The organism is Cohnella sp. CFH 77786 (assembly GCF_019400745.1).
Taxonomy (GTDB): Bacteria; Bacillota; Bacilli; order Paenibacillales; family Paenibacillaceae; genus Cohnella.
Genome location: NZ_WJIB01000001.1, coordinates 442,740 through 464,251 on the forward strand (window position 1 = coordinate 442,740; position 21,512 = coordinate 464,251).

22 protein-coding genes and 1 other RNA gene are annotated in these 21,512 nt (G+C 59.4%); 7 read left to right on the forward strand and 16 right to left on the reverse strand.

The genetic code is table 11. The features are described 5' to 3' along the window. The first annotated feature begins 8 nt into the window (after nt 1–8). Nucleotides 9–1,091, forward strand: a complete 1,083-nt coding sequence (locus GE107_RS02085; protein ID WP_219637805.1) for a coiled-coil domain-containing protein — start codon at nt 9–11, stop codon at nt 1,089–1,091. On the opposite strand, the gene GE107_RS02090 is transcribed toward GE107_RS02085, so the two are convergent. Further along, nucleotides 1,065–2,420 (reverse strand): ABC transporter substrate-binding protein, encoded by a 1,356-nt coding sequence (locus GE107_RS02090; protein ID WP_219637806.1) that lies wholly within the window; start codon nt 2,418–2,420, stop codon nt 1,065–1,067. The two genes, GE107_RS02085 and GE107_RS02090, sit on opposite strands and share 27 nt — an antisense overlap. Before the next feature lie 89 nt (nt 2,421–2,509). On the opposite strand from GE107_RS02090, the gene GE107_RS02095 reads away from it, so the two are divergent. Further along, a complete protein-coding gene (locus GE107_RS02095) occupies nt 2,510–3,046 on the forward strand; it encodes a hypothetical protein (protein WP_219637807.1) in 537 nt (178 codons plus the stop codon). Here GE107_RS02095 and GE107_RS02100 read toward each other — a convergent pair. Then, nucleotides 3,041–4,372, reverse strand: coding sequence for a PhoH family protein (locus GE107_RS02100; protein WP_219637808.1), 1,332 nt, complete (start codon nt 4,370–4,372; stop codon nt 3,041–3,043). The two genes, GE107_RS02095 and GE107_RS02100, sit on opposite strands and share 6 nt — an antisense overlap. Nucleotides 4,373–4,532: 160 nt before the next feature. Here GE107_RS02100 and GE107_RS02105 point away from each other — a divergent pair, with 160 nt between their 5' ends. After that, on the forward strand, nt 4,533–5,096 hold the full coding sequence (locus GE107_RS02105) for a YhcN/YlaJ family sporulation lipoprotein (protein ID WP_219637809.1): 564 nt from the start codon (nt 4,533–4,535) through the stop codon (nt 5,094–5,096). 21 nt (nt 5,097–5,117) lie between these two features. On the opposite strand, the gene GE107_RS02110 is transcribed toward GE107_RS02105, so the two are convergent. From GE107_RS02110 to GE107_RS02145, 8 genes are all read right to left on the reverse strand, one after another. Then, nucleotides 5,118–5,573: a pyridoxamine 5'-phosphate oxidase family protein gene (locus GE107_RS02110; protein ID WP_219637810.1), complete on the reverse strand. Its 456-nt coding sequence runs from the start codon at nt 5,571–5,573 to the stop codon at nt 5,118–5,120. A gap of 77 nt (nt 5,574–5,650) precedes the next feature. Beyond that, nucleotides 5,651–6,757 (reverse strand): LCP family protein, encoded by a 1,107-nt coding sequence (locus tag GE107_RS02115; RefSeq protein WP_219637811.1) that lies wholly within the window; start codon nt 6,755–6,757, stop codon nt 5,651–5,653. Then, nucleotides 6,754–7,059, reverse strand: coding sequence for a hypothetical protein (locus GE107_RS02120; RefSeq protein ID WP_219637812.1), 306 nt, complete (start codon nt 7,057–7,059; stop codon nt 6,754–6,756). The genes GE107_RS02115 and GE107_RS02120 overlap by 4 nt, the downstream gene beginning before the upstream one ends. A 30-nt stretch (nt 7,060–7,089) precedes the next feature. Continuing rightward, on the reverse strand, nt 7,090–7,407 hold the full coding sequence (locus tag GE107_RS02125) for a YlaH-like family protein (protein WP_219637813.1): 318 nt from the start codon (nt 7,405–7,407) through the stop codon (nt 7,090–7,092). 36 nt (nt 7,408–7,443) lie between these two features. Beyond that, nucleotides 7,444–9,285 carry a translational GTPase TypA gene (gene typA / locus GE107_RS02130; protein WP_219637814.1) on the reverse strand — a complete coding sequence of 614 codons (1,842 nt, stop codon included), beginning with the start codon at nt 9,283–9,285 and terminating at the stop codon, nt 7,444–7,446. 887 nt (nt 9,286–10,172) lie between these two features. Then, a complete protein-coding gene (locus tag GE107_RS02135; protein ID WP_219637815.1) occupies nt 10,173–10,841 on the reverse strand; it encodes a hypothetical protein in 669 nt (222 codons plus the stop codon). A gap of 369 nt (nt 10,842–11,210) precedes the next feature. After that, nucleotides 11,211–11,693, reverse strand: a complete 483-nt coding sequence (locus GE107_RS02140; protein WP_219637816.1) for a hypothetical protein — start codon at nt 11,691–11,693, stop codon at nt 11,211–11,213. Nucleotides 11,694–11,844: 151 nt separating this feature from the next. After that, complete coding sequence (locus tag GE107_RS02145) at nt 11,845–12,522, reverse strand: TerC family protein (RefSeq protein WP_219637817.1); 678 nt, start codon at nt 12,520–12,522, stop codon at nt 11,845–11,847. Nucleotides 12,523–12,650: 128 nt separating this feature from the next. Here GE107_RS02145 and GE107_RS02150 point away from each other — a divergent pair, with 128 nt between their 5' ends. Beyond that, a complete protein-coding gene (locus tag GE107_RS02150) occupies nt 12,651–13,385 on the forward strand; it encodes a TerC family protein (RefSeq protein ID WP_219638009.1) in 735 nt (244 codons plus the stop codon). 41 nt (nt 13,386–13,426) lie between these two features. Here GE107_RS02150 and thiI read toward each other — a convergent pair whose 3' ends face one another. The 5 genes from thiI to GE107_RS02175 form a co-directional block, all read right to left on the reverse strand. After that, nucleotides 13,427–14,650, reverse strand: a complete 1,224-nt coding sequence (gene thiI, locus GE107_RS02155) for a tRNA uracil 4-sulfurtransferase ThiI (RefSeq protein ID WP_219637818.1) — start codon at nt 14,648–14,650, stop codon at nt 13,427–13,429. Beyond that, entirely contained in the window at nt 14,647–15,816 is a 1,170-nt protein-coding gene (locus GE107_RS02160; protein WP_219637819.1) for a cysteine desulfurase family protein, read from the reverse strand. The genes thiI and GE107_RS02160 overlap by 4 nt, the downstream gene beginning before the upstream one ends. A gap of 97 nt (nt 15,817–15,913) precedes the next feature. Next, nucleotides 15,914–16,603: a lytic transglycosylase domain-containing protein gene (locus GE107_RS02165; RefSeq protein WP_255570092.1), complete on the reverse strand. Its 690-nt coding sequence runs from the start codon at nt 16,601–16,603 to the stop codon at nt 15,914–15,916. Between the two features lie 103 nt (nt 16,604–16,706). Continuing rightward, nucleotides 16,707–16,922, reverse strand: a complete 216-nt coding sequence (locus GE107_RS02170) for a DUF1540 domain-containing protein (RefSeq protein ID WP_219637820.1) — start codon at nt 16,920–16,922, stop codon at nt 16,707–16,709. A 127-nt stretch (nt 16,923–17,049) separates the two neighbouring features. After that, nucleotides 17,050–17,547, reverse strand: a complete 498-nt coding sequence (locus tag GE107_RS02175) for a YpuI family protein (protein WP_219637821.1) — start codon at nt 17,545–17,547, stop codon at nt 17,050–17,052. A 211-nt stretch (nt 17,548–17,758) separates the two neighbouring features. On the opposite strand from GE107_RS02175, the gene GE107_RS02180 reads away from it, so the two are divergent. The 3 genes from GE107_RS02180 (at nt 17,759) to GE107_RS02190 (ending at nt 20,927) form a co-directional block, all read left to right on the forward strand. After that, complete coding sequence (locus tag GE107_RS02180; protein WP_370636216.1) at nt 17,759–19,630, forward strand: S8 family peptidase; 1,872 nt, start codon at nt 17,759–17,761, stop codon at nt 19,628–19,630. Between the two features lie 132 nt (nt 19,631–19,762). Next, nucleotides 19,763–20,482, forward strand: a complete 720-nt coding sequence (locus tag GE107_RS02185; RefSeq protein ID WP_219637822.1) for a DsbA family protein — start codon at nt 19,763–19,765, stop codon at nt 20,480–20,482. A gap of 13 nt (nt 20,483–20,495) precedes the next feature. Beyond that, a complete protein-coding gene (locus GE107_RS02190; RefSeq protein ID WP_219637823.1) occupies nt 20,496–20,927 on the forward strand; it encodes a disulfide oxidoreductase in 432 nt (143 codons plus the stop codon). 67 nt (nt 20,928–20,994) lie between these two features. On the opposite strand, the gene rnpB is transcribed toward GE107_RS02190, so the two are convergent. Next, an RNA gene (rnpB, locus tag GE107_RS02195) (RNase P RNA component class A) lies at nt 20,995–21,491 on the reverse strand. Nucleotides 21,492–21,512 lie beyond the last annotated feature (21 nt).

The following is a 21,512-nucleotide window of genomic DNA, read 5'->3' on the forward strand; positions in this document are numbered from 1 at the left end:
GGGTCCCGATGCGCCGCTTTACCTGGGCCGGACTTCTCGCGATCGTACTCATTTTCGCTTTATCCCGCGCCGCGCCGCCTCTCCCCGTCCATGCCGAACCGATGGCGGAAGAGACGAGGAAGCTGCTCGAAAAAAGCTTGTCCGTCGTCGAAATCGACCGGGAAATCGAGCGGATTTCCGTCCTTCGGCAAACGACCCAGATCCAGATCGAGGAAAGCGAGAGGCAGCTCGCCCGGCAGGAAGCCGCTATCTCCTCCCAGCGGGAACAAGCCGGCCGAGTGCTGCGCGCCTACTATATGGGGCGCAAAGATTTCCTGCTGTCCGCCCTGCTGAACGCGGGCTCGCTGACCGAACTGCTTCGGACGTGGGAGTGGATGGAGCTCCTCATCGATTCCGACCGGAAGGTTCTGGACCGCTATTCGCAGCAATATGCCTTGCTCAAGGAAGGACACGAAAGCCTCCAGCAGGACAAAGCCGAGCTCGCCGCCGTCGAGGACAATCTCCGGCAGCAGCGGGAACGCCTGCTGGGATTGCAGGACGAAATCGACAAAGCGCTTGCGGGCAGAGGCGACGAGAACCAGTTGCGTCAAATGATGGCGGAGCTCGAAGCCTATTGGAAAAACGTCGGACTGTACGAGGTCAGGCGCAACTTCCGCGCGCTGGCCGGCGCCATGCAGGATTTGCCGGATTGGCTCCGCGATCACCCGGAAACGATGGAAACGAAAGGCTTGAAAACGAAGCTTACGATTCCCGACTCCGGCTTAAACGAGTTTCTGCGCAGCCGCGATCCGGATTTCAAGCAGTTCACGATCCGTTTCGAGCAAGACCGCATGGTGCTCGAAGGAGACAACGGAGACCTTCAGATTACGATCGCCGGACATTACACGATTCAGGAAAAGCCGGAGAACGCCATTCTGTTTCATGTCGATGCCTTGACGTTTAACGGTCTCGCGCTTCCGGACACGACCCGGGCCGATTTGGAGCGCGAATTCGACCTCGGCTTCTATCCGCAGAAGCTCATCAAGTTCGTCAAAGCGCAGGATGTCCAAATCGAACCGGGACGGCTAATCGTCGAGCTGAAGATCGGTTAAGGTCTCCGGCCAGCGCCGAATCCAATCGGCCGCGCCGATCTTGCCGGCCGCGAACTCGCTCCATAACCGTCCGAGCCGGTCAAGACGCCCGGGAAGCTCCGGCCCGGACTCGGCCGGCGGCTGTCCCGGAAACGACGATGCCGCCGCCGCGCCCACGGGGAATAAAGAGGACAAGCCTCCGCCGGCGCTCCTGTTCGCGTATAAAGACCGGTAAACGGGCAGCTTGCCGCTTACGGTCCAGTTGGCCTGCTGAACGGCGGCATCCGTCATCGCCGCGATCCACCTTCGTGCCGCCTCGTCAGCCTGCGTGCGGGACGAGATCGCGAAGCTGCGGCCCCGGGGCCAGACGAACGGCAGCTTCCACGCGTACCGATCCGCCAGGAACACCGCGACGCCGCTTGCCGACCGCTCCGAAGCCAGCCTGTGCGCTGCCGAATTCGGCAGGATCGCCGACATCGTTTCGCCTGCCGCCAGCGCGTCCGCGATGCTCCCTTCGACGCCGAACGCCACTCCCGCCTTCTCCCGCTCCAACAGAGCGATCGCCTCTCCCTTGGCGGTGCCGTTCCACGGATCGTTATCCGATTGCCATAACGTATCCGTTCGCTGCCCGGTGACCGCCTCCACCCACGCCAGCAGCGCCAGCGGATCTTGTGCGTCCAGGGCAAGCAAATGAACGGTCCCGCCCGAAGCGCGCGCTTTGGCCGCCAAATCGGCCCAGCCGGCCAGGTCCGGCGGAGGGACCGCGGATTCCCCGGCAACTTTCCTCAGCTCCGCCAGGTTCCATACGAGCACGTACGGATCGAAATCCCGGGGAACTCCCCACAGATACCCGTTCCACTTGAGCGGTGCGGACAGCGCGTCGAACTGCTCGGACAGCGCTTCCCCCACGAATGCGGCGTCGGCGGGCACCAAATAGCCGGACGACGCGAATGCTTTCACCCATTCGTTCTTCAGCAGCATCACGTCAGCCGCCTCTCCCAGGCGTGCGGCTTGACGGAACGCCGAATAAGCGTCTGCGGGATCCGTTCGTTCCAGCACGACCCGAATGTCACGGAACAAATAGGATTGCCGCTCGTTCTGTTTGCGCAGCTCTTCGAATTCGGCTTCGTCGAGCGGAACCGCCACGCGCAAGGATACGGGCTCTTTCACTTCAACCGCGGGGCGCAGGGGCTCGGCCTGATTCGCCGACGGCTTCGGCGATGAAGCGATTGGGGGGCTGGGCGCCGATGCCCACGGGGACAAGAGCAGAGCGAACATGAACAGTAACAGGAATATGAGGGCGAGTTTGCGACGGGCCACGGCTTTCACCTGATCTTTCGTTCCTCCCATTTCTTCACTCCCCATGATAGCAGGACGGAATGCCGATGTCTCGTTTTTTCCGAAAGCGCTTTTTCCGCGTATAATGGGAGATGAAATCCATGACGGGAAGCGGGGATAAAAGCGTGCGGCTAACATACGGAATGGAGATACGGCTTCCGAAAGGCAGCGGCGAGGGAGATCCCGACCGGATCATCGAGCGAATCGGCGATCGGTTCCCATGGTTGGACCGGTATCGGGAGGTGTTGATTTTCGACAGTCCGGCTCCCTCGGCGAAGGCGCTTGCTGCGCTTGCGAATGATCCGGTTGAAGCGGACCCCTGCGAGCTGCTTGCGGTGCCGGCCCCAAACGTGATCCGCACGCAACGGTTTGACGATTTCGCCTTCGTCACCCCGAAGGGGATCGCCTATATCGATCTGGCCTACGCCGCCGTCTTCCGGCTGAAACGGGAAAGGCCGGACGCGGAAGCGGCTCCGGCCTTGATGCAGTTGGAGGAACATAGGATTGCCGAAATCGGGGACGGCGGAACGCGCTGGCAGGTCATCGAACGGCAGCTGTGCGAACTGGCGGAACGCGTGGCCGGGGCGTACGGCTGCGGCATCGAATGGCTGGACCTCGATGCCGCGGGCGCGTCATAGCCGTTCGGCCGCCAGTTGGGCGAGACGCGACCGCTCGCCTTTCTCCAGCGTGACGTGGCCGCTGATGCCCTCCTCCTTGAACCTCTCGACGAGATAGGTGAGACCGTTGCTCTGCGCGTCGAGATAGGGATGATCGATCTGTTCCGGGTCTCCCAGCAGCACGATTTTGCTGTTCTCCCCGACGCGCGAAACGATTGTCTTCACCTCGTGCTTGCTTAAGTTCTGGGCCTCGTCGATGATGATGAACTGTCCCGGGATGGACCGGCCGCGGATGTAGGTGAGCGCCTCCACTTGGATGCTGCCGAGACCCATCAGGATTTTGTCGAGATCCCCCGATTTTTTCGTATCGAACAGGAATTCCAGATTATCGTAAATCGGCTGCATCCACGGACGCAGCTTTTCTTCTTTTTCCCCGGGCAAATAACCGATGTCCTTGCCCATCGGAACGACGGGGCGCGCGATCAGCAGCTTCTTGTATTTGTGCTCGTCTTCCACCTTCATCAGTCCCGCCGCGAGCGTGAGCAGCGTTTTCCCCGTACCGGCCCGTCCCGACAGCGTCACGAGCGGAATCTCGTCGTTCAGCAGCAGCTCGAGCGCCATCCGCTGCTGTGCGTTGCGCGCCGTGATGCCCCAGACCGGCTCGTTGCTCAGGTGAAGCGGCTCCAGCTTGCGTCCGTCGGGCGACACCTTCAGCAGAGCCGATTTGGACGTGCCGAGTTCATCCCGCAAAATAACGAATTCGTTCGGCAGCAGCCGCTCCGGTACGCCCAAATTGCCGACGGCCAGCGAACGGTGGTTATAAAACTCGTCGATCACCGAAGGATGGACGTGCAGCGTGACGTGTCCGGCGTATTGGTCGGTGTCCGAACTGATCCGGTCCGTCAGGTAATCCTGCGCCGTAAGGCCGAGGACGTCCGCCTTCACCCTCACGAGCACGTCCTTGCTCACCAAGATGACCGGCCTCGGCTCCTTGGCTTCTTGCTCCTCGATATGGTAATTCAGCGCTACCGCCAGGATGCGGTTGTCGTTGGTCATTTCCCCGAACGATTCCTGGACGCGGATGAAGCGGCGGTGGTTCATTTCGACCTTGAGCAGGCCGCCGCTTTCGAGCGTCACGCCGTTGTGCAAATGTCCGCCCTCCCGGATTCGGTCAAGTTCCCGCGAGACGAAACGGGCGTTCCGCCCGATTTCGTCCGCCAGCCGTTTCTTGGAGTCGATTTCCTCCAGCACGACGGACGGAATGATGACCTCGTTCTCTTCGAAAGAAAACATCGCAAGGGGGTCATGGAGCAGGACATTCGTGTCGAGCACGTAAATTTTTTTCAACGGTGGTCCCTCCCGGGTACGATGATTTGGACATAGCGCCGCAGTTAAGAGGAAATACTAGCAGAGCAAGGGCAAACGGCTTCGGATCGTTCCGGGATCCCCTGGAACCGACGAAGTCCGCTGCTTCGACGGGGAATTCCTCCAAGGTGGTGAATCGCATATGAAAGCATACGGGAAAACGCTTTGCGCGAGCGTCCTTGTCGTCGCCGTCGCTTCCTCCGGACTGGCAGGTTGCGCGAGAAACCAGGCGGCGCCGGCACCGGATCGGAACGGACAGGTTCAAACCCGGAATTTCGCGCCTGCGGCTACGCCGATGAATCGGGCCGACGCAGGGACCGTCGCTTCCCATCTGGAAGATTTGGCGATGCGGATCCGCGGCGTGAAAGGCGCGAATTGCGTCGTCTTCGGCAAATACGCGATCGTCGGCATCGACGTCGATCCGACGATGGAACGCTCCCGCGTCGGCACGGTGAAATACGGAGTGGCCGAGGCTTTCCGGAAGGATCCGTACGGGATTAACGCGATCGTTACGGCGGACGTAGACTTGGCGCAACGGCTTCGCGAAATCCGGGCCGACGTGAGAAACGGAAGGCCGGTCGCCGGCTTCGCCGAGGAAATGTCCGACATCGTCGGCCGCCTCGTGCCGCAAATTCCGCGGAATATCGTCCCCCCTCCCGCGCCGGAAAATACCGGCGCTCCGAACGCACAAGTCCGCGGAAGATGACAGAAAGCCCAGTGAACAGGCTCACTGGGCTTTCTTCATGGCGTCGAACACTTGTCCGTCCAAGCGGTCGGCGGCTCGTTTGTCATACGTTTTCTCATATTCGGGTTGGACCGACAGACGGGCGCCGTAAAACATGGCGTCACGCACCGCCGATACTTCGATGTCCACGCACGCCAGCGCGAAGGGAACGCCTTCGAGCTTGTCGGCGACCACTTTAGCCTGGCCGTAGACGGCATGGACGCTCCCGCTCCCGAACAGCGTAACGCTCACTTCGGGCCGGGCTTTGAGGTTTCCGATCAGCCGCGAACGGCCGTCGAGGGCGAAGCGGAGCCTTCCGGGATCCACCGCGTAGATCCACGAGATGGCGCTGGAAGTCGGGCTGCCGCTTTCGGCGTCGACCGTGTGCAGAAGGACAAAGGTTTCTTGCTGTAGCTGGGTGAACAACGTCTCGGGCAGCGCCGTTAACGTTTCGGCCATCCGCAGCCCTCCTTACGGCTTGAGTTGGCCTCATTATACCATACGTCCCGCCTGCCGCGAAAGCGGCGCAAGCGGGATTACCCGTTGTCCGGGGACTCCGAGGCGGGCTGGGTGGCCATCGGCGCAGACGGCCGGCCTTCCGGCAGGAGCTCTTCCTTGAGCGCGGCTTTCGCTTCTTCCAGCTTCGCTTGGTCGAGATAAACGTAAGGGCTTTTCCATTCACCCGTCAAAGCGATGAAGCGCACGTCTTTCTTCGTGATGCCGAAATAAGTGGAGATCATGTTGTTGATTTGATCTCTTGGGATGTCGGTTTTCATGTTGTCCCCGACCGCGTCCATCACGCCGCCCAGCTTGGCGACGCTCCCGAACGACTTGAGCTTGTCGAGGATCGCGCCGAGCACCCGGTCCTGGCGGTCGTTGCGCTCGAAATCGCTGGAGGGGGCCGTGATGTTGTTCCTCGATTTGCGGTAGCGGACGAAGCCGAGGGCGTCTTCCCCTTTCAGCGTCTGTTCGCCTTTCTTGAGGTCGATGTTCGTTCCGTCCGCCTTGTCCCAGTACCGCATGTCCTGATCGACGTAGACATCCACGCCTCCAAGCGCGTCAACGACGTCGACGAAGCCCTGGAAATCGAGCATGACGGTGTAATCGATCGGGACGTCGAAAAACGTCTGCATCATTTCCTTCATGTGGTCTTTCGCGTATTGCCGGGCCTCGTCGCCCTCCAGATGCTCTTTATTGCGCGCGTATGTGAGAAAACCGGCGTAGAACGCGTTTGCTTTCTGCTTTTTGTACCCTTCCAGGCCCAAATCCGAGTCCCGCGGAATCGAGACGACCGTCGCCGTTTTCGACTTCGGATTGAACACAGCCGCCATCATGACGTCCGTGTTCAGGCCGCCTGACTCCGCCCGCGTATCCAGGCCGAGGACGAGCATGCCGATCGGCTTCGTATCCGCCAGCTGTCCCTTCGGAACGCTGGACGCGGTGGGGTTGGCCACTTTGTCGAGATTTCGGTCGGCTTTGTAGTACAGATATCCGGCGTAGGACGCGAGCGCGATTATGACGAGGGCAAGAAAACCAAACACGATCCGGCCCAAACGCCGAGGTTTCCGGGGAGGAGCCGCTTTAGGCGAATGATCCGCCTGTCTTTTGCCCTTCCTCGGGGGAAGCGAGTGGTCGTTGCTCATGATCGTTCCTGCTCCTTCTCAGCTTGTTCTTTCTCGTACCGGCTCAGTATCGGGCTTTTGACTAATTGTTCCGCGGCTTCCCGGTCGAACCAGACGGTTCTCTCCGTTCCGTCCGCGGTCCGGTACGCGACGTAAATTTTGGTTTCATCCGCCGAAGTGACGGAGAACGACACCAATCCGTGGTCCTCCGACAAAATTTGCGCGAAAAACGCGGCGGTTTCCCGCGCGGCCGAGTCTTCGGGTCGGGAGTCGCACACCAGCCTCATTTGAAGCCAATAAAACAACGCATCCATCAAGCTCATGCCGCTTCTCCCCTCCCCGAATCCCGCGAATTACGGCTGTCCGGCGGAATCCGCCCGGGGCGCGTCGGCGCCGTCCGGACGGCGGTTGCCCCGGCGTTTGTCATAGATCTGGCGGAGCCGCAGCATGAGCATCATGATCACGGCCACGCCCATGCACTGGATAATCGGAAGCTTGTCGATCTGGAGGACGAGCAAGATCAAGCAACCGATCGCCATCATGAGATAGACGAGAATTTCTTTCAAAATCGGCAGCCGGCCCATTCGGAACACGGCATTGAAAATGTAGACCGTGAACGCCAGAATCAATACGTAGCTGATCAGCGGATGCTCGGAAAACCACGTCTGCATCGCGCGATTCCTCCTTTGCTTGCGGGAAGCGTCCGGTTAGACGCCGGCTTCCGCCATGCGGCGTTGTTTCTCGTATTTGTCGCGTTCGCTTTTGTTGAGGATCTTCTTCCGCAGGCGGATGCTCTTCGGCGTAATCTCGCAATACTCGTCGTCGTTCAGGTATTCGAGCGCTTCCTCCAGGGACATAAGGCGCGGCGTTTTCAGCTTCACCGTTTCCTCTTTGTTGGCGGTCCGCATGTTCGTCAACGCTTTTTCCTTGCAAATGTTCACGATGATGTCGTTGTCGCGGGTATGCTCGCCGACGATCATGCCTTCATACACTTCCGTGCCCGGCTCCAGGAACAGGATGCCGCGGTCTTCGACGGACAGCATGCCGTAAGTCGTCGAAGTGCCCGTCTCGCTCGCGATCAGGACGCCTTGGTGACGTCCGCCGACCTGTCCGGAAGCCACCGGTCCGTAGCTGTCGAACGCGTGGTTCATGACGCCGTAGCCGCGCGTCATCGTCAGGAAGTTCGTGCGGTAGCCGATGAGACCGCGGGCCGGAATGAGGAATTCCAGGCGGACCTGGCCGTTGCCGTTGTTGATCATGTTCACCATCTCGGCTTTGCGCGTGCCGAGACTCTCCATGACGGCGCCCATGCTTTCTTCGGGCACGTCGATCAGCAGGCGTTCGATCGGCTCGCATTTCACGCCGCCTACTTCCTTGATGATGACCTCCGGCTTCGATACCTGAAGCTCATAGCCTTCCCGGCGCATATTCTCGATCAAGATGCCGAGATGCAGCTCGCCGCGGCCGCTGACGACGTAAGCGTCGGGGCTGTCGGTCTCCTCCACGCGGAGGCTGACGTCGGTTTCGAGCTCCTTGAACAAGCGCTCGCGAAGCTTCCGGGACGTGACCCACTTGCCTTCGCGCCCGGCGAACGGGCTGTTGTTCACGATGAACGTCATCTGCAGCGTCGGCTCGTCGATCGTGAGCACCGGGAGCTGCTCGGGGTTGGCCGGATCGGCGACCGTCTCTCCGATGTTGATATCCTTGAGGCCGGCCAAGGCGACGATGTCGCCGGCGGCGGCTTCCTCGATTTCGTAGCGCTTCAGCCCTTGGAAGCCGAACAGCTTCTCGATGCGGGCCTGGCGGATTTTGCCGTCATGGTCCATGACCGCGACGGATTGGCCTTGGCGGATGCGGCCCCGGTTCACGCGGCCGATGGCGATGCGGCCTAAATATTCGTTATAATCGAGCAGCGTCACGAGGAATTGGAGGGGCTCCTCCGGGTTCTCCTTCGGAGACGGAATTTTCTCGATAATGGTTTCGTAGAGCGGCTCCATCGTCGTGCCGAGAACGCCGGGATCCGTACTTGCGATCCCGTTGAGGCCGGATGCGTAGACGACCGGGAAATCGAGCTGCTCGTCACTCGCTTCAAGCTCGATGAAGAGCTCCAGTACTTCGTCGACCACTTCCGCGGGCCGCGCGGCCGGGCGGTCGATTTTATTCAGCACGACGACCGGGGTCAGACCGTGCTGCAGCGCTTTGCGAAGCACGAATTTCGTCTGCGGCATGCAGCCTTCGAACGCGTCGACGACGAGCAGAACGCCGTCCACCATTTTCATGATGCGCTCGACCTCGCCGCCGAAATCGGCATGTCCCGGCGTGTCGACGATGTTGATCAGGTAATCCTTGTATTGCACCGCCGTGTTTTTCGCCAGGATGGTGATCCCGCGCTCGCGTTCCAGGTCGTTCGAATCCATTGCCCGCTCCTGGACCTGCTCATTGTCGCGGAAGGCCCCGGATTGGCGGAGCAACTGGTCTACGAGCGTCGTTTTGCCATGGTCGACGTGGGCGATAATGGCGATGTTGCGGATACGGTCTCTCGGATGCATGGTTCTCGTTTCCACTCCTTCATTTTGTTTCTCTCTATTTCCTGTAGGATTTGTGCCGATGAATCACAAAACGCCGACGCGAGGCCGACGTTTCTCAACATGCGCAAGATTCGAACCGAGATGAGCATCTCGAAGCCGCATTCCGGTTGACATCCCTTCTATTATACGCCACCCGTCTTGAAAAGCCAAGAATTCATTTTCAAATGGCCGCAGCACCCCGTGCCCGCACGTTAAGCTCGCCTCGCAAGCTTATCTCCGCTGCCGCACCCCCGTGCCCGCACGTTAAGCTCGCCTCGCATGCTTATCTCCGCCGCAGCACCCCCGTGCCCGCACGTTAAGCTCGCCTCGCAAGCTTATCTCCGCCGCCGCACCCCCGTGCCCGCACGTTAAGCTCGCCTCGCAAGCTTATCTCCGCTGCCGCACCCCCGTGCCCGCACCTTAAGCTCGCCTCGCAAGCTTATCTCCGCCGCCGCCTCCCGTGCCCGCACCTTAAGCTCGCCTCGCAAGCTTATCTCCGCCGCCGCACCCCCGTGCCCGCACCTTAAGCTCGCCTCGCAAGCTTATCTCCGCTGCCGCACCCCCGTGCCCGCACGTTAAGCTTGCCTCGCAAGCTTATCTCATCCCCCGCACCCCCGTGCCCGCACGTTAAGCTTGCCTCGCAAGCTTATCTCATCCCCCGCACCTCCACGCCCGCACGGTAAGCTTGCCTCGCAAGCTTATCTCCGCCGCCGCACCCCCGTGCCCGCACGTTAAGCTCGCCTCGCAAGCTTATCTCATCCCCTGACACCTCCACAAACAGCGGCAAGTGGTTGACCACCATCATACTAAGCCACACCGCACGCTGGGAGCTGCGCGCGGTACTCCGTACCCTCGAGCTTTACCGCACATTATAGCCTGTAGCGATAAGACCGGGGAGTCAACTCATAAAAGCGATGACGCTGCACTCCTTTCCCCGCCGGAGCCAGCAAGCCTTTATCCTCCATCTCCTTCAGCACTTTTGAAGCAAATGATCTGCCGGAACCCAAACAGAAGCACACATCCGCAGGCCGCAACAAACGATGGATGGATTTCGAATACCGGATGACTTCCCTTTCGTAAATGTTAAGCTCCTTGTAAGCCGCCTCCAGTCCGAAGCCGCCGTACCTGCCGATTAGCTCCGCGAAGGAACTGCTGCATTCGGCAGGATTGCTCTCCAGCTCGTCTTTGCTAAACGGCGTATAGATAAATCCGTTGGCCGCGATCGTCCTCACTTTTCTTTTCTCGAAAGAAAATCGGTCGCGAGTGATATTCTGCGCATGAGAGGTGAAGCCCTCGGATTCCAGCGCCAAAGCTGCCGTGGTTTCCAGCGCGTCGATGTAGACCTTCACACCGGAGCGCCTGACCAACTCATACTCGAGCACGAAGCCATCCAGAGATTTCTTGACCGGCCAAACGGCCGCCTCCAACATGCGCTTCGTACCGTGCAAATCGCCGCACAGCATTTCCAGACGCTGTCCCGACGCCTCCCTTTTCTGCTTTTCCAATAGCTTCGCAAACTCCGTTTCGAACATACTCATCCGATTCGCCTCCGCTTTTTGATAAACAAAAACGCCGCCCGCTCCCGAAGGAAACGAACGGCGTGTGCTACACGTCCGATGCATACGATATTCTCGCGAAAGTTGCCTGGGCTGTACGGAACTGGACAGTTCGGGTCACCGATAATACGAGTTCCAAGCCATCGACTCTTCACTCCCCAGTCCCGACGCTGCGGGAATCCAAGCCACCGACTCTTCACTCCCCGGTCCCCCCGCTGCGGGATTCCAAGCCACCGAGCCTGCACTCCCCAGTCCCCCCGCTGCGGGAATCGAAGCCACCGATGCTCCAATCACCACTGGAAACGATTTCCAGCCCATCCTATTCCGCACGACGTTCTTCCCCGTCTCCGCTTACCAGATTCGCGGACGGCGAAGCACGAGCCAAGCCCCGAACCCGATCAAGACGATGGCGAGCAAATAGATGCCCCACGTCCACAGCAGCGTCATGCCGAAAAGCACGATGGACAACGCGGCGAGGGAAATCGCGGCGGTCCAGACCGTCTTGGAGCGCGAGTAGCCGAATATGTAATATTCATACAGACCGACCGCTACGGCAAACGGGAAGAAGGGCCACAAGTACTTCATCAGGTCCCATCCGAACCAGTTGCCGATCAGCAAAATCAGGGAAACGACCGTCAAAATGCCAGCGGGCACGAGGACGATGGACGGAACGATTCTCCCGAAGTAGAGCACGTGCAGCAACACGCCCGGAACAAGAACGAACAAAGGCCAGAACACGGATCCGATAAATGCGAAAACGCCCAATTTGCCCAGCAGAATGACCAACCCCGCGGCCAACACCAAAACGCCCACTGCGGCGGATTGCTTGTTCACGACGGCTCCCCCACTTCATAGACAGACTCTCGGACGGCATGAACCGTTGTCGGTTTATGACATCTTTTTTTAATCCTAGTGTACTGGAAGTCCGGGGAAAAAACCAGTCGGGAAAACGACGTCAACTCCCATCTCCGCCAAAACCTCCGGGTTACGCGCTCCTCCGGCGCTTAATGAACAACGCGGCCGCCAAAATCACGCCTGCAGCAAGGCAAGGGAACGCCTTCTGGCCCTCGGAGGCCATCGCGGGAAGCACTCTGGCAAGCCCTTCGTCATGAAGCATCATTTCGCCCGCCGTATAAGCGAGAAGCGCTCCGCCTACATACGACAGCGCGGGTATCCGGTCCAACAGTCGGATAATAAAAGCACTGCCCCAAATGATCATCGGAATGCTCATGGCGATCCCGATGAGCAGCATGACGAAGTCGCCGTCCGCCACCGCCGCGACCGCCAGGACGTTGTCCAAGCTCATGACGAAATCGGCCGCCACGATCGTCCATACCGCTCCCGCCAGGCCGGTGACGGCGGAAGAGCGGGTGTCGTGGCTGTCGCCCCGTTCCAGCATCAGCTTCAGAGCGATCACGAACAGCAGCAGGGCCCCCGCCGTCTGGAGGAAAGGAATGCCGAGCATGGCTACGGCTCCCCACGTCAGCAGGCAACGAAGAAGCACGGCGGCCGCCGCTCCCCACCATACCGCCCGCCTCCGCTGAGGATGTGGAAGACGCCTTGCCGTCATCGCGATCACGAGGGCGTTGTCGCCGCTGAGCAGCAAATTGATCAAAGTGATCTCCATAAACACGATGAAACGGTCCAGCAACTCCGCGCCCATGCATACACCCCCTTATCAAGGTGTATGTACAAGCCGGCGAGGATATGTAACGAGGAAAATGAATCCTTTCCGATTTTCGGACGTATTACTGTTCTGCACAGAGGTAAGGAGGAGCGAAAGTGGACTGGATGACGGATTTCATTTCGGATTTGGGTACGCTGCAATTTTGGTCTTCGCTTTTAACGATCGTCTTCATCGATCTTCTGCTTGCGGGGGATAACGCGATCGTCATCGGACTGGCCGCCAGGAACTTGCCGAAGGAGCAACAGAAGAAAGCGATCCTATGGGGAACGGCCGGCGCGGTCGGCATCCGGATCCTCGCGACGGTCCTTGTCGTCTGGCTGCTCGACATCCCTTTCCTGCTCGCGCTCGGCGGCGTCGTTCTGCTTTGGATCGCATACAAGCTGCTCGTCCAGGAAGACCAGCACGAAAACATTAAACCCGCGTCGACCCTGCTCGCTTCGATCCGCACGATCGTCATCGCGGACGCGGCAATGGGACTCGACAACGTCATCGCCGTTGCGGGCGCGGCGCACGGCAGCTTCATTCTCGTCGTGCTCGGCCTGCTGATCAGCATTCCGATCGTCGTATGGGGGAGCACGCTGTTCATCAAAATCATCGACCGCTACAAATGGATCATCTACGTCGGTTCCGGCGTTTTAGCCTACACCGCCGCGAAGATGATTACGCATGAAAAACGATTCACGGATTTCTTCGGAGACAATCCGGTGCTGACCTGGACATTCGATGCAACGATGGTCGCTTTGGTGATCGTAGCGGGCTTGTGGACGAACGCGGTAAAGGCGCGCAGGGCTCAGCAAGGAGAAGCGGCAGCAGGCAACGAAAACAGGGAAACGTCTTAAGGCGTTTCCCTGACGAGTTCCCCAAAAGTAAAGATTGCGTCTTAAAACCATTGATCTTCTTGAGCAGCCGCACGGGTATCCGAGCGGCTTTTTTCCGTCAAAACGACCGTATCGGTGCCGTTCACCGCTTCCTCGATTAACCGGTCCAACTCGGAGCCAAGCTGCTTCTCCACGTTTTCGATGACGCGAAGATTCGGGTTCGTCGCGGGCGACTTCGGCACGAACAAGGTGCAACAGTCCTCATAGGGAAGGATGGACGTCTCGTAGGTGCCGATTTTTTCGGCGATTCGGATGATTTCGAGCTTATCCATCATCACCAGGGGGCGAAGCAGCGGAAGCGAAGTCTCTCTTCCGATCACATTCATGCTGCCGAGGGTCTGACTCGCCACCTGTCCCAGGCTGTCGCCGGTCACGATCGCCAGCGCTCCCCGCTTCTCCGCCAAACGTTCCGCGATCCGAAGCATGGAGCGGCGCATTAGCGTGATGATCAAGTGCTCCTGCCCGGTTTGCGCCAGCCTCGTCTGCAGCTCGGTGAAAGGCACCAGATGCAGATGGATCGACCCGCCGTAATAAGCTAATCTCTGCGCCAAAGAGACGACCTTCTCTTTGGCTTGCTCGCTCGTAAACGGATAGCTGTGAAAATGCACCGCTTCGATCTGCAGCCCTTTGCGCATCGACATCCATCCCGCCACGGGACTGTCGATGCCCCCGGACAGCAGCAGCATGGCCTTGCCGTTCATGCCCAGCGGGAATCCGCCGGACGCCTCCTCCACGCCCGCATAAACATAGGTGCCTTCAGGCTGGATGTCGACCTTCAGCTCCGTATCCGGGTTGCGGACGTCCACCTTGAGCTCGGGCGAATTTCGCAGCACATGGGCCCCGACCAGATGGTTCATTTCCTGGGAATCGTGCGGATATGCTTTCCATGCCCGCTTGACGGTGACCTTGAACGTTGCGGGCGTTGGCCGCACTTGCCGGAACACGCGCAGCGCCGTTTCCCGGATTTCCTGAAGATCGTGCCCGCAGCGGAGAACCCGGCTGAACGACACGATCCCGAACACGTCCTTCAAACGACCGGCAACCGCCCGGTAAGGCTCGCCGTTCAGCTCGATATAGAGCCGGCCGTACGTTTTGCGATAGTTTAATCCGGGGTATGCGGCGAGCGCCGTCTTCACCTGGCGAACCATCAGGTCCTCGAACCGTCCCCGGTTGCGCCCTTTGATCGTCAATTCCCCGAATCGCACCAAAATCAAATCCTCGTTCATGCCCGGCTCCTCTCCAGCGGCTTCAACTTGCGCACCGTCAGGCGCAGCCGTTCGCCCAGGGCGTCGATGTCCTGTTCCGTATGTTCGTCGCCGAAGCTGATCCGGATGCTGCCCGTCGCCCGGTCATCCCCCAAGCCCATCGCCCGAAGCACGCGGCTCGGCTGCAGGCTTTTGGAAGAACAGGCCGATTGGGTGGAGACGAGTACCCCGTGCTCCTCGAGCATGTGGACGAGCACCTCCGGCCTCATGCCCGGATACGATAAATTGACGACATGAGGCGCTGTCCTCTCCTCTTCGGCAGCCCCGTATCCGTTCAGGACCAGCTCAGGAATGTCCGCCGCGATCGCAAGCAGCCGCCGCCGCAGCGCGAACATCCGATTTCTTCTTTCCTCTGCGGATTCCGTGGACAGCCGGAAAGCCTGGGCCATGCCGACGATCCCCGGCACGTTGTGCGTTCCCCCGCGAACGCCTTCCTCTTGCGATCCCCCCGCAAGCAAAGGCTCGAGCTGCAGCCCTTCCCGGACGAACAGGAATCCGGCTCCCTTCGGCCCTTGGAATTTATGGGCAGACCCGCTGTACATGTCGATCCCCCATTCGCGAAGGCAAACGGGAACTTTGCCGATCGCCTGGACGCCGTCGACGTGGAAACGGACGTGAGGAAAACGGGCAAGCGCGGCGCCGATTTCCCGAATGGGCTGAACGGTACCCGTTTCGTTGTTCACGTGCATGACGCTGACGAGAACCGTATCGGGGCGGATAGCCGCGACGACGTCTTCGATCCTGACGCGGCCGAATTCGTCGACCTGCAGCCAAGTCACGTCCACGCCGGTTCCTTCCAGCTGCTTCGCGCATCGGTACACGGAGGCATGCTCGACCGTCGTCGTGATCAAATGTTTCGCCGGACGTCCCCGCCGGCCCCAGATGCCTTTGAGCGCCAGGTTGTTGCTCTCGGTTCCGCCCGACGTCAGCACGATTTCACCCGGTTTGACGCCCAATCCGGCGGCCAGCCCCAAGCGCGCCCGATCCACAAGCTTCAACGCCTCCTTCCCCGCGCGGTGGAGCGCGGCCGCGTTGGCGTAATGAAGCTTCATCACCTCATAGACCGTCTCCGCCACTTGCCGATGGAGCGGCGCGGATGCGCAATGATCGAAATAGAGCGTGTTCATGTCTCCCCGCCATTCTTCGTTCCGAATAAAAGAAAAAGATCAAACCGGGCGCCGTCGGTCACGCCCGTCTTGATCCCCGTAAGCTTTGCGGCCTGCTTTATGCCTCCCGGCCCCACTGGTGTGCTGCCGAAAGTACTTTGTCGATATAGTGCTGCGTCTCTTCGGGAAGTTCCGCCAGACGCTGGCGAACGAGCTCGTCGTTGATCAAGCCGAGGCGGTCGACCCGTCCGGGTCCGGCGTTATAAGCGGCCAAAGCCGTTGAGACGTTGCCGTCGTATTTGCGAAGCAAGTAAGACAGAAACCGGGCGCCCCCGTCGATGTTCTGGACCGGATCCAAAGAATCCGCGACCCCCAGCCCCCGGGCGGTGTCGTCCATCAACTGCATAAGACCTTTGGCCCCTGCCGGCGACACAGCGTCGGCGCGAAATCCGGATTCCGTTTGGATAACGCCTTTGATCAGCGCGGGATCAAGACCGTATTTGGCGGCAGCCGCGGCGATCAATCCGTCGTAAGCCGCGCTGTCCGCTTGGTCATCGGCTGCGGAACCCCCGCTCCAGCCGTAAGGCATGGTGAAGGAAAGGCCGGACAATCTGGAACCGGAATCCCCCGTTGGAAACGGAACATCGGAAGCCGATGATGAAGATTCCATGAATTCGTTCAACATAAGGCCGAACAACCCTCCGTCCTCTCCGGAAAACGACGGAGACGGATCCAAAGGATTAGCGTTGTTGATCCATTGCGAAAGCAGCATCTGTTTGACGACGCGCGGATCTGCCGATACGTTCAATTCCGATCGCTCCTGTGCGGGCATCTATCCTAATAAAATCAATTGTACATCATGTCCGCCGGTTCGACCAGTCCCGACACGTCCGGATACCCGCTCACCGGCACTATTTTTTGCTTTTCGGCTTAAACGTCAGGCAACAGGTAACGGACGAGGCTTTCGCATAATCCTGATGGGCATCGAATTCTTCTTCCCCGAACTCCTCGTTGAGGTTGACGGTCGAATGCGCATCGATTTCGATGGCGATCTCGTCGGCCCCGCACCGGTTCCCCTGGTTCCAGTACGAACAGTTGCTGACGCTGCAGGCGACGCCTTTCGGCATGCAAATCACCCCCCGGTCCTAGTGTACGCCGGCGATAACCGGGTATGCGGACCGGAGGGTGGAGGTTGCAGGAATACCGACAAGGTCCCCGAAAGTGACGCCCTTGGGGGGAGCCCCCGAAACCCATTTATTTGCTCTGGCCCGACATGCGTCGTTGGGTCAGGTAGTCGCTCTCATAGTAAGCCAAGTCGTCGCGCAATTCCTCATATACCCGGGAAACGTTCAGAACGACGTCCCGCGCGGCCCGTACGGGCTTGATGCGGAACCGGATGGCATCCTGTCCCGTGTAAGCGTACCGCCCGTCCTCCGAATAACACTCGTTCTTCGGATAGAAAAAGGCGTTCACGCAATGGTGGTACACCTCGTACAAAGTGCGTTCGGCTTGCTCGACGTCGAAATTCGGACGACGGAGCAGCGCGCCCAGCTTCTCGAAAGCCACTTCCGAGAAGACGAGCAGGTGGCGCAAATCGGAGAGCAGGCCGCCGTAGAACGCTTGCGCTTCGGCGCTGTTCTCTTGGACGAGCTCGGGCAGAGCGTGTCCGTTCAGGAATTGCTCCAGCTCCAGGATGGCGGTTTTCAGTTTTTCCCGGCTGGATTCGGCGATTCCTTTGATATTGGCTGGCATGATGGTTCCCCTTTCATTGTCCCGAAGCGTAATTCACCGTAGATGTTCGGATGCGAAGCATCCCGCGGGCACAGTCTCGCGAAATTCTACCTCATCGTACCATAAATTCATCGCGAAAGGTACTGCCTAAGGGGCGAATGCGCCGTATATTTTTCCCTCGTCCCCTTCATGCTAACGGAAACTGCATCGGGAACGTAAGGAGGTTCGACACGTGCGCAATAAAGTTTGGATCGGGGTCGCCGGAGCGGTTCTGGCGATCGCGGCCGCCCTGTTGCTGCTGCCGAGGGACAACCGTCCCGATCGCTCCGCGACGCCGGGCGCTCCGCTTACCCGGCAGCAGGCGGTCGTCCGGGAAACCCGCTATAAAGAGCTGACCGTCCACCAAGACATGGCGGCAACCGAACGGCTGGGGCGCATGCAGAGCATTCGCGACGCCCAAATCTTCGTGCGGCAGCAATCGCAGCCGAATGCCGGATATTCTGCGGACAAAGCCCTGCTCCGATACGTAAGGGAGCATCCCGAGGTGGCGGCCGTGTCCTGGATCGGAGGCAGGGGGAAACAAGACCGGATGCAAGGCTCCGCGGGCAACCTCCTGAACGGAGAAGCGGCCGCTCATTGGAGCCGGGCGAGGTCCGCCGTCGGGCAGGGAACCTCGTACATCTCCCCGTCGTTTCATCAGCTCGGACACCGTTATTTCGTGGTCGGCGAGCCTTCCCCATCCCTTCGGGGCACCGGGGTCGTCGCGCTCGTGTCCGCTTCGGCCGTACAGGAGGTCGAGCGGCATCAGCTCCGCAACCTTCGGCTTGTACCTTACCCGGCGGAAGGCCGGTACCGGACGGAAAGCGTACTGCCGAATACGACCCGGGACATCACCGTCCGGAAAGGGGAAGACAACGGCAACGCGAGCCATTACTCGGTCGATGAAGTGGTGGTCAAATTCCGCAAGCCTTTGCGTTCGCAGGATTTGCTTCGGCTGCGCAAGGAATTGGACTTGACGGTCGTCCGCCATACGAAACAGACATACGTTTTCCGTTCGCGGAAACACCGCACGGAACCGCTGATGGCCTATTTCAAAAAGAAGTGGAATCCGGTGTACGTTGAGCCCCATTACCTCTATTTGACCAATGAGGCGGGATCGGAAACCGAACCGGCGTTCGTCCCCAACGATACCCTGTATGCCCGGTACCAATGGAATCTCCCGCAGATCGAAGCCGAACAAGGCTGGAACTGGAATCGAGGGAACCAAAACATCGTCGTCGCCGTCGTGGATACCGGGGTGCAATCCGATCACCCGGACCTTCAGGGTCGGCTTGTTCAGGGCGTTAACATCGTGGACCCTTCCAAACCGCCCGAAGATGACGTCGGCCATGGCACGCACGTGGCCGGAATCATCGCGGCCCGGGTCAACAACAACGAAGGTGTCGCGGGTCTCACCTGGTTTACGAAAATCATGCCGGTCAAGGCGCTCGACAGCTCCGGCGCCGGTTCCACTTATTCGGTCGCCCAAGGCGTCATATGGGCAGCCGATCACGGAGCCAACGTCATCAACATGAGCCTCGGAAACTACGCCCAAGCGCAATTCCTGCACGACGCGATCAAATACGCGACCGCCAAAGGCGTCATTGTCGTCGCGGCCAGCGGCAACGACAATACCGACCGGCCCGGCTACCCGGCGGCTTACCCGGAAGTGCTGGCCGTATCGGCTACCGACCCCGGAGGCGGTAAAGCGGAATATTCCAACTACGGAGATTACATCGACGTTGCCGCCCCGGGAACTTCGATCGCAAGCACGTATCCCGGAAGCCGATACGCTGCGCTGTCGGGGACTTCCATGGCCTGTCCGCACGTCTCGGCGCTGGCGTCGCTCGTCCGGGCGGCGAACCCCGCGCTCTCGAACGCGGAGGTCATGAACGTCATCCGGAGTACGGCCGTCGATCTGGGCGCCAGAGGCAAGGACAACGTATTCGGATACGGTCAGATCGACGCGCGGAACGCGCTGCAGGCCGTCGGTGCGCAAGCCTCGTCCTTGCAGATGTATCCCGAGCGGGTGAGCAAGGAACTGGCGCGAATCGGAATCGAATAAGGCGAATCGGTGTCCGCCGGCGAATCTGTCGCCAGGCGGACACTATTTTTTCATGAAATTTTAATCAAATTTCGATACAATATTGGGTAGGTATGGAACCGGGACGAGCCCGGGAAAAGAAGGAGAGTGCTTGTGGAAAAAGCGCAGAGAAAAAAAGAACTAAGAATCAAAAAACAGCTCGAACAGCAAAAAAAGCGCCGCAATATGCGGATTCTCGTCTGGGCCTCCTCCGCCGTATTCGTCGCGCTGATCGCCGTCCTCGTCATTTTCTGGCCGAAACCGGGTCCGCTCACCTTCGACTATACGAAGTCCCCGTCGATCGGCCCGGCGGATGCCAAAGTGAAGCTTATGGAATTCGGCGATTTCAAGTGCCCGACATGCGCTTACTTCAGCCAAGATATCATGTCCAAAATCAAAACGGAATACATCGATACAGGTAAAATTTCGCTGAATTATCAGAATTGGACGATCATTGCGCAGGACTCTTATACCGCCGCGCTCGCCGGTTTGTCGATTTACCACCAGAGCAACGAGGAATTCTGGAAATTTTACGACGCGATGTTCAAGAACCAGAACCCGAATGAGAAGGAACTTTGGGCTACGCCCGAATTTCTGGTCAATTTCGCGAAGCAGCAAGGCCTGAAAATCGATTACGACAAGCTCAAGAAGGACATCGAAGAAGGCACGTACAAGGACGAATTGGACGCGCAGAACGCTTTCGCGCGTAAGCACAACTTCACCGGCACGCCGACCGTGCTTCTCAATGGGGTTAAGCTGGACAACCAGACGGCCTTGGCATACGACAATCTGAAAGCCGCGATCGACAAAGCCCTGCAAGAATCCGAAAAATAACGGGAGGCCCGTCATGCGAGCACTCATCCGCGAATACGGCATTCTATTCGCCTTCATCGTATCGCTGACCGCGACGGGCGGCAGCCTGTTCCTCAGCGAAGTCATGGGCTACATCCCTTGCCAGTTATGCTGGTTCCAGCGCATTTTCATGTACCCTCTCGTACTCCTGCTCGGCAGGGCCGCCATCCGTGACGACAGGGGAATCGCCGGATACGCGCTCCCCCTCAGCGTCATCGGGGCCGTGATCGCGTCTTACCATTACGCAGAACAGAAAATTCCCGGCCTTGCCGACATCGCGCCTTGCACGGCCGGCGTTCCTTGCAACACCGATTACCTGGACTGGTTCGGCATCATTACGATCCCCCTGATGGCGCTGACCGCCTTCCTTCTCATCATCGCGTTTCTCCTGCTCAGCCGCAAACCGGCGGAAGAAGCAGCATCCTAAAGTACCGGCTAAGCACCAAAAAAGTCCAAAACCCGCAAAGCATGCCGCTTTGCGGGTTTTGGACTTTCCGGAAAGTTTGCCGTAAGCCGGGTTCTGTACTTCTGGTGGTATCGCGGACGGCTGGGTGCCATCCTCCCACGTATTGAAGCGACAATCATCTTTCTAGGCCGTCCATTGCTGAACGGCTCAAGCGACCAACCCAACGCGCCCCGGGCAAGGGCTTGCGGCCGGCAATCGCCTGCCGCGCGCGTTCTCTTAGGTCTTGCTCCGGATGGGGTTTACCAGGAACAGGGTCACCCATGCTCCTCGTGGTCTCTTACACCACGGTTCCACCCTTGCCTGTTGCTCTGCCCCTCTGGTTTAATCCTTTCGGGGCCCCCGCAAAGTAATCGGAATATGCTTCGAAGCATAACGTCACTTTGTGGGGATAAGCTCATCGGCGGTCCATTTCTGTGGCACTATCCTTCGGCTCGCGCCGACTGGACGTTATCCAGCATCCTGCCCTGCGGAGCCCGGACTTTCCTCCCGCGGCCGCATGCCGCCGGCGATTGTCTGTCAAACTTTCCGGTTCGCAACGTCTAGTAT